Here is an 8,596-nt window from a genome sequence, read left to right on the forward strand (position 1 = left end):
ATTGCTATTTTTATCTATGATTCCATTACATTTTGATAAACCACACCGGCAAGAGGCAATGCTGGCTAATGCATTGAGATTGTATACTTTATGGAAGAAAGAGGAGTAAAGTAAATTATGCAGATTTACAATAGAACACATAATGTATTTGTCATTAAAAATTGTGGGAAATTTTTTGAGAAATTAGGATCTATTGAGTCAAAAAATTTTCAATTAAAAGAAATTCTGGGTATTGTAAGTAATGAAAATAATTTAACTTATTGCGATAAATCCAATCAAATTCAAGCCAGTTTTGAAGATACATTACTATGGACAGGCGAATGGATTGGTCTATTTTATGACGAGAACTCTAAAACAGGCTTGTTTAGTTCCGATTTCTTTGGATTTGGGCAAATTTTTTACTCTATCTGTGATGTGCATAACGAAAAAACGTTGATTGTTGGTAATTCATTTCGTGGAGTAGCACAGGCGGTTAAAAAGCTTTCAGGTAAATTTGGAATAAACTGGCATATTGCTATGCCACACTTATCTAGTGTAACAAATTTATTTTCTACTCGTTGCTCATTTGAGACTTTTTCAAGCGATATTAATGTACTACATGATGATGAAATGTTGCTATTTGGAAAAAAAGGAATATCGATCGTTCGTAAACCAAGACCCACCTATTTAGACTCGCTGTCATACGATGATTTGATACAGAAAGGCATTGAAAAAGCCTGTAAAATGATTGGTGTTGCAACGAATTCTGGGCTGGTTAATGAGTTATCTTTATCTGGTGGAAAAGATTCTCGTGCATTACTTGGGCTTATCTTAGCTTCTGGTAAGTATCAAGATATTTCAGTTTATACCGCAGCTTCATCTGGAGTTGCAGCTGGAGCTAGTAGAGAGATATTAGATCAAGATTTTTCTTTGGCATGTCGACTAATGGAATACTATGACTTATCTTGGAATACCAACTCCGATTTTGATGAGTACAAAATCAGTTTTGATGAAGCTGTCAGTAATTGGCAAAATTTAAGAAGCAACTCTTCGTTTGATTTTAGACCAAAATATTCGCAAGTAGTAGGCAAGAAAGAAATACGATTCACAGGTATTGGTGGTGAATTATTTAGAAGCTATATTGGTATTGGCTATAAAGAGGGTTTTCCACAATGGTGGAATAATGCAGGAAAATCAAAAGCCTCAATTAGACAGGATTTAGCATCATTGTTTAGAGCTTTGTGCCCTAGTCAATACTTAGACGAAAAGTTGTATCAAAAATCTTTAGATGCGTTTGTTGATGCTATGGATTTTGGATATGGAGATGATGTGATTCAGCAGCTTGATATTAATTATGGTAAGTATCGAAGTCGCTGTCATAGTGGAGTGGCACATACGCATTACTCTGAAGGCGCACTGCTCTCTTATCCTTTATGCTTGCCTGAATTTGTATATGCTAGCAAAAAGCTTTCTCGTCACGATCAGGAGCAAGGACGTACATTATTTGATATTCTTGAGCAAACAGATCCAAATTTAAATGCACTAAGTTATGCATCACCACCTTGGGATAGTAGTTTTAAAACAAAAGGTAGTCGAGATTGGAGTAAATTTGATGGCTTTAAACAAAGAGATAGTTATGATGCTTTGATAAAAGCAAGAACAAAGAAGATTGAGCAAAGAAATATTCAATCATTTAATTTTGATACTGCTTGTTTACAGCGATTAAATCAAAACATGAATACATTAAGACAGTTTTCATTGGATAATGGAATTTATTTTTTTGATGGAATTACTCAGCGTGTTGCTAGAGCGTATCAGAAAAGTGCTCAACATTTATATGCTTCAGTATCTAAAACAGAAACTCTATTGGACATTATAGAGAATAAAAACATTGATTTGTCTTTTTCAGTGGTAGATTTGAATAATCCCACTTTTGTAATAAAGTCAGATATTGAACCTGCTTATAAAAATGAAATTCAATATACAAAAAATTCTGTTTGTAATTTTGAAAATATTTGTCAAGAAATTGATATGAGTGATTTTTCTTTTTATGCAGACTTGAACCAAGATGAAAAGAAAGTTTTTGTGTATTTCTATAATATAAAAGAACATTGTGAAATAGCGTGTTATCTATATGAGGATGGAGTAAAAATAGATCAAATTTGGTATACCCAAAATAGGGTGATGTATTTTTCTGTACCAAATATGGATATCAAGAAGCGTTATCGTCTGACAGTATTCTATAAATGGGATAATGAATCTATGGCTCAAAAAACAGAAAGCCTAACGCTAAATTAATTGATAGCTTGTTTATTTACGGATAAAAGTAAATATATGTATTTTAAATGATCGTTTAATTATTATTGGCAATAATATTTTTTATAAATATTGTCAATATTCAAATAGAATGAAGCTCTACCTAATCAGTGACAGTCTTACTCACCAATCCTTGCTCTTGGAAGATATTAGCTTTCAGAATTCTTGGTGGCGATTAAGCAATAAAAATAAGCCGATTTTATTAGTTGAATCTGCTTGGAACGGCTATAAAGATCGTTGGAAATACAAAATCGCATCCTACCCTGATCACCCAAACCGTACCAATGAAAAATTGGTGCGGTTAGTGGAAAAAGCGAAGGCAAAAGGAATTCCGACCGTATTTTGGAATAAAGAAGATGGCGTGCATTTTGAGCGGTTTATTGATTCTGCAAAACATTTTGATCATATTTTTACAGTAGATCAAAATTGTATTGAGCGTTATCGTGCTATTGTTCCTGCTTCAACAACGGTTGATGTGGCGATGTTTCCAGTCCAGCCGCGTCTTCATAATTATCAAGGGTTTAGATTCAAACACTTTGAGGCAAGCTTTGTTGGTAGCTATAGTCGACATATTCACGATAAGCGTAGAGAGCGACAAGAAATGCTATTTTCAGCAGCATTGAAAGCAGGCTTGCCTGTGAATATTTTTGATCGAAATTCAGAAAGAAAGTCTGATAATTACCGTTATCCAAAACAATTTGGTTTAAATGTTCGTCCTGTGATTTCTTATGCTCAAACTGCGGATATTTATCGTGATTATCTCATTTCGTTAAATGTGAATACGGTTGAAGATTCACCAACGATGTTTTCTCGCCGTGTTGTAGAAGTTTTAGCTTGTGGAGGGATTTTAGTTTCTACACCAAGCTTAGCGGTAAATTCGCTTTTTAAAGAATATTGTCATATTGTTCATAATGAAGATGAAGCCGTTGAGTTATTTCAACGCTTAAAATTTGGGCCTTCAAAAAATGATCTAGAAATGGCAAAAGCCGGTGCTGATTTTGTATTAAATAATTTCACTTGGCAGCATTTTTTGCAAAAAATTTATCAGAAAATACAAAGTAAGCGTTGATGAAGTTGATATTTCTATATCCATTTAATTGTGGCATAATGAGGTTTATAAAAATAACAAGAATCTGACCTTTTATAAACCTAGAGGCATAATTATGATCGGCAATCGTTTAAAACTCGCTCGTAATGCAGCAGGGTTATCAATGGCTGCATTAGGAAATGCTGTTGGTATAAGTGCAAATATGATCAAGAAATATGAGCATAATGTGAATATGCCAACTTCATCTATCTTATTAAAACTATCACAAGTGTTACATATCCCTATTGAATTTTTCTTTCGTACTACTCCCCCCTCATTGGGAGCTATTGAATATCGGAAGAAAGCGAATACCTCTGTGAAATTACTTAAACAAATTGAGGCTGATGTCTTAGATCAAGCAGAACGTTGGGCTGAATTAGCTGATTTATGGCCAAACTTCCCTGTACCTAAATTTAATTTACAATTAGATCTTCCAAAACAAATTCAATCATTTGATGAGATTGAATTCGTTGCAGAGAAATTGCGCCATCATTGGCAATTAGGATTAAATCCACTACCGAATTTAATTGATTTGTTTGAATCTAAAGGCATTCTCGTTATTATCAGTGAAGTTGATCAGAATGCAAAATTTGATGGTTTACAAGCCCATATTCAAAATATGCCTATCATTGTTGTTTCTGCACACTGGAGCGGAAGTCGTCAACGTTTTACATTAGCACATGAGCTGGGTCATCTAATTTTACAGGGACGTTTATCTCATAATATTGATGAAGAAAAAGCTTGTCATCGCTTTGCTTCCGCATTTCTTCTTCCTAAAGATAGTGCTTTTAATGAATTGGGAGAAAAACGTTCTGATATCAGTATCTATGAGCTTAAAGCATTGAAGCAAGAATTTGGATTAAGTATGCAAGCTTGCTTATATCGAGCGAAAGACTTAGGAATTGTTAGCGAATATTGGTATAAACAAAAATGTATTCAATTTTCTTCTTTAGGATGGCGAAAGAAAGAACCTTATGAAGATATTGTTTATCAAGAACAAACGTTGTTATTTAAACAGCTCGTTCATCGTGCGCTATCTGAAGATATTATTACCGAATCAAAAGCAGCGGAACTGCTTAAAATGCCTCTAACCTTATTTAATGCTCAGCATCGTGGAGTAGACGATAATGTCGAAATTTTTAGTTAGTGATGCAAATATTGTGATTGATTTAGAAGTAGGTGAGTTACTGGAAGCTTTTTTTCAACTGCCTTATCAATTTATTACGCCAGATATACTATTTGAACAAGAACTAAAAATACAACATTCTCATTTACTTAGTTTAGGTTTGAAATTAGTTGAATTAACTGAAAATTCTATGCTCTATGCATTTAATCTAAAACAAGAACACAATCCAACTAGTTTAAATGATTTATTTTGCCTGTCTTTAGCCAAACAAGAACAATGTCCATTGCTAACAGGAGATAGGGCATTACGAAAAGTAGCTGCTCTCGAAACAGTGCAAACAAATGGCACAATTTGGATTATAGAACAACTTGTTCTTCTTCAAATTATTGATAAACAGAGAGCGTTATTTTCACTGGAATTAATGAAAAATAAAGGTAGAAGATTACCATGGGAAAAAGCCAAAGAAATTATAAATGATATTCCTGACTAGGCGTGTTTATTTTTCAAAAAGGTGTAATAGACAAATTTGTCTACTATGCCTATTTAATCATCTAACTATATGCCGTCATTTTCTTTATCCTTAAGAAGCACTTTATTATAAAAGCTACCATTTATTTGGGTTTTATTTAAATGGAAAGTACGATAGACCGTAAAAACCTCTTCGTTAGGCGCCTGAGGCGCTAACCAAAATCCATCTAAATCACCTTGGTGGGTTAAACCTGCAAAATCATAATTTGCTCGTCCTAGTGTTTTTACCGGCATACCATGCAATAATGCAGATAGTCCACTCGTGCTATTTAGTGTTACCATTCCCATACCTTTTCTTAGAAAGACAGGAAGAGGGACATCATATACATAAAACACTCTCCCTTTAAGTTGTGGATATAGCTCAATAAATTCATTAATAACTGCAAGATAATCAATAAATCCTCTATCCATAGGATGATGTTTCACTATTAACTTAAAATGAGCGGGTGCTTTTAACACGAAAGAGCTCAAAACAGTACGCAAAAACGCTTCAACACTTTTATAATCAGAATGTTCTTTGACTTGACTATCATTATATACTTGTAAAGGAACAATAAAAAAATCACCAAACCTGCATCGCTCAACTTTATATGCAAAAAAACGCTCTCTAGACCAATAGCAAATACGCTTAATTGCAGAGATCATCCAACGTTTCACATAATATTTAGGATCAAGAATGCGATGATGGGAATAATTAGAATAATGTTTATGATTTTTATAAGCTTCCCAGTAATACCGTATTGCTCTATTTGCCATCGGTATAAAACCTTTTGCAAGCGCTTGAGGCTTTTCTGGTTCTTTAAGCATTGTTTTTAAATTTAAAAAGAAATTAGCATTCTTGGGGAAAGGTGAATAGGCATTTACCCCATCCTTTTCTAAAGTAACATAATGAGGACGAAAGTAACCTTCTTCAAATACCCAAAAATTTATATTCAATAAATTAGCTATCTTTTTCGCTATTTTATGACATGGGCGATTATCGCCAAAACAGACTATAGCATCTATTTGATGATGTTTGCAAAAATCATATAAATAAGCTTTAAGTAAAACAAAATGTTCTTTATAGCTAAAAGTATTCTCTATAGAATTCGGATAAAAAAACTCATCTCCACCATTAAAATTAATTTTATATACCATTTTTTGATTTAGTTTCAGCCACTTTCCAAATTCAAAGAAAAACTCTCCCACCGGGCCTTGTAATAATAAGACTCGCTGTGAAGAATTAAGTAGGTCATCAAGATAGTGGTTAATCATAACGTTATTGCTTTAATGCTCGAATTAAATGAGTTAATTTCCCGAATTGTTTTGCTATCCAAGTACGCTTTATTCCATTTGAATGAAGTTGCTTCTTTTGCTCCATTAAAAGCTGAATTGCACGTTCAGCATCAATAAAATGTTGTTTTTGCGGATCAATATATAGCGGATAATAGACCAATACAGCCGAAATAAGTTCCTCCAAAGCTAGCTTTCTTGTTCGACGTTCTGGATTTTTTAACTTAGCATGATCTTTCGTTAGCCCCCAATGAGCATAAAATGGTGAACCATAACAATGTACCTCTTTATACCGTAGCAATGCTTCAAAACCTGCGAGGGAAGTTATTGTATGAACTTCATCAGCCTGTTCAATACATTCTAATATATTAGCCGTTTCCACCACCTCATCAGCTAGCATTTTAACTTGATTTGAGGGAATAGCCCCCTTTCTATTTCCGCTCACAACATCTGGATGTGGTTTATAAATAATATAGGCTTCCGGATTTAATTTTCTAACTTTTTCTAATAATGCTAAATTTGTTTTTATTTCCAAAGAACCGGTCTGAATTGAAGCATCATCTTCCACCTGCCCCGGAACTAAAATTACCTTTTTTGTCGTTATATTTCGCTGATAAAAGCTATCTCCGACATTATACTTGCCGATTTTACTGGTTACGATACATTCTCGTAATTTTTTTGCTATGCTCAAATCTTGAGAAGAAAATCTTTGATATTGCAAAATATATTCCAATCGTGATGGTATCAAAGCATTAAAATAGATCCCTAAATCATCAAGAACAAGAGAAATCGGAGCCACCAAATTGGAGCCTAATCCAACAGAACGGATAAAACCATCTTCCATTCTTAATATCGTTAAGTTATGCTGTTGAGCAAACGCCAGTAATTCCGGTTTACCATTTCCCCAAACTAGTAAACGACTATTTGGTGCAAGCGGTCTTTTTTCTAATTTTTTTTGCGAACGAACAAAATGTAAATGACAACTCGGTAACTTGAAAAAGGGCTTAATTACTGCTTGTTTCCATAACGACATTCCCACACAATATAAATCGCCTCTTAGTTGATCATTTAATGTTTTTACTCTGTGTAAATAATCTATCACATCAAAAATAGAGCCACGTTCGCCATTATTTGGATTGATATAACGACTATAGGAAAAATATGCTGCATAAAATAATGCTAACAAATTTCTTTTGGTACGGCGTTGCGCTGATTTTAATTTCGCTATTGCGCTATGGCGATCGTCCGTCAGTCCCCAACCGGCATACCACGGCACACCAAAGGTAATTACCGTTTTCCCCAACATTAAAGCCTCAAATCCCATTTGTGATGTAACACAATAAACTTTTTCGACCGCTTGTAAAAGGGAAATTGGATTTACATCTTCGGTAAAAAAACGCACGTTTTTCGGATAAGAAGAAAATGAAGTAAAATGCCCTTTTTTCTTACCGCTCAATACATCAGGATGAATTTTCACCCAAATTTCGGCATTCGGGTTTTCGCTGATAGCTGCATCCAGCATTGTTTTGAAAGTTTGTTCTTCTGCCTGTCCATACTTTATCGCCATATCTCCGAAAGTTTGATCAACAACTAAAACTATCGGAGATTGGCTTTGTTGGTTGAAAAAATCTGGAGCTTGATTATATTTCGATAAACGATATTCCCTAATTTTGTTCATCGCATCTTCTGCTTGCTCTAATTGCTCTGTGGTTAGAGAATTTGTCAAAATTAAATGCTCTAAACGGGAAGGGCGTGTGGTGTCGTAATAAATCCCTATATCATCATACACGATAGCAAAAGGCGGATAGCCCTCTACTCCTAACCCAACTGATCGTAAGAAACCATCTTCTAATGCAACAAAGGGTAAATTATGTTTGCTAGCAAATTTTCTAGCTCTACGAGTATATGGCCTTAACCCCCAGCCAACTACTTGAACTTTTGAATAATTATTTTTTCGAAAAAAACTAGCTCGAATTAATTGGCTATCAGATAGAAATTGATAAAGATAGTTAATTCTAAAAAGTTTACGAGAAAAAATTAGAGAGCGAGGTAACATTATCAATACTCACAGGAATATAAAACAACATTTTACTACTTTGCTTAGCAAAATTTTCATACTATAAATTTATAGTGGTTTATGTAACATTTTAACAAGAACTATTTAGTCCAAAGGCTTTTTCTCCCTTTCTAAACGTAAGAGGAATGAAATAAATTTGTGCAAATGCTACTATCAGCAATTTATAACTTAGAGTTTACTTTTACTCTCTAAAATGATCAACGTCTAGAAA

Annotated in this window: 6 protein-coding genes; 4 read left to right on the forward strand and 2 right to left on the reverse strand. The window is 33.9% G+C overall.

The annotated features are described in order from the left end of the window. Nucleotides 1–117: 117 nt before the first annotated feature. From AM305_RS07850 to AM305_RS07865, 4 genes are all read left to right on the forward strand, one after another. On the forward strand, nucleotides 118–2,277 hold the full coding sequence (locus AM305_RS07850) for a hypothetical protein (RefSeq protein WP_005824740.1): 2,160 nt from the start codon (nucleotides 118–120) through the stop codon (nucleotides 2,275–2,277). Between the two features lie 109 nt (nucleotides 2,278–2,386). Beyond that, nucleotides 2,387–3,364, forward strand: coding sequence for a CgeB family protein (locus AM305_RS07855; protein ID WP_035294262.1), 978 nt, complete (start codon nucleotides 2,387–2,389; stop codon nucleotides 3,362–3,364). Nucleotides 3,365–3,458: 94 nt separating this feature from the next. After that, nucleotides 3,459–4,529 carry a helix-turn-helix domain-containing protein gene (locus AM305_RS07860; protein WP_005824744.1) on the forward strand — a complete coding sequence of 357 codons (1,071 nt, stop codon included), beginning with the start codon at nucleotides 3,459–3,461 and terminating at the stop codon, nucleotides 4,527–4,529. After that, nucleotides 4,510–4,998, forward strand: coding sequence for a PIN domain-containing protein (locus tag AM305_RS07865; RefSeq protein WP_005824746.1), 489 nt, complete (start codon nucleotides 4,510–4,512; stop codon nucleotides 4,996–4,998). The genes AM305_RS07860 and AM305_RS07865 overlap by 20 nt, the downstream gene beginning before the upstream one ends. A 65-nt stretch (nucleotides 4,999–5,063) precedes the next feature. Here the strand turns inward: AM305_RS07865 and AM305_RS07870 are convergent, their stop codons facing one another. Then, the gene (locus AM305_RS07870) at nucleotides 5,064–6,290 is read right to left on the reverse strand and encodes a capsule biosynthesis protein (RefSeq protein ID WP_005824748.1); all 1,227 of its coding nucleotides are present in this window, start codon (nucleotides 6,288–6,290) and stop codon (nucleotides 5,064–5,066) included. 4 nt (nucleotides 6,291–6,294) lie between these two features. Then, a complete protein-coding gene (locus tag AM305_RS07875) occupies nucleotides 6,295–8,364 on the reverse strand; it encodes a capsular polysaccharide biosynthesis protein (RefSeq protein ID WP_005824750.1) in 2,070 nt (689 codons plus the stop codon). Nucleotides 8,365–8,596 lie beyond the last annotated feature (232 nt).

The sequence above is a fragment of the Actinobacillus minor NM305 genome (assembly GCF_000175195.1).
Classification (GTDB): domain Bacteria; phylum Pseudomonadota; class Gammaproteobacteria; order Enterobacterales; family Pasteurellaceae; genus Haemophilus_A; species Haemophilus_A minor.

What these genes read in the sequence shown, in the direction of transcription:
- AM305_RS07850 (WP_005824740.1), top strand. Translation starts at nt 118, where the DNA reads ATGCAGATTTACAATAGAACACATAATGTATTTGTCATTAAAAATTGT.
- AM305_RS07855 (WP_035294262.1), top strand. Translation starts at nt 2,387, where the DNA reads ATGAAGCTCTACCTAATCAGTGACAGTCTTACTCACCAATCCTTGCTC.
- AM305_RS07860 (WP_005824744.1), top strand. Translation starts at nt 3,459, where the DNA reads ATGATCGGCAATCGTTTAAAACTCGCTCGTAATGCAGCAGGGTTATCA.
- AM305_RS07865 (WP_005824746.1), top strand. Translation starts at nt 4,510, where the DNA reads ATGTCGAAATTTTTAGTTAGTGATGCAAATATTGTGATTGATTTAGAA.
- AM305_RS07870 (WP_005824748.1), bottom strand. Translation starts at nt 6,290, where the DNA reads ATGATTAACCACTATCTTGATGACCTACTTAATTCTTCACAGCGAGTC.
- AM305_RS07875 (WP_005824750.1), bottom strand. Translation starts at nt 8,364, where the DNA reads ATGTTACCTCGCTCTCTAATTTTTTCTCGTAAACTTTTTAGAATTAAC.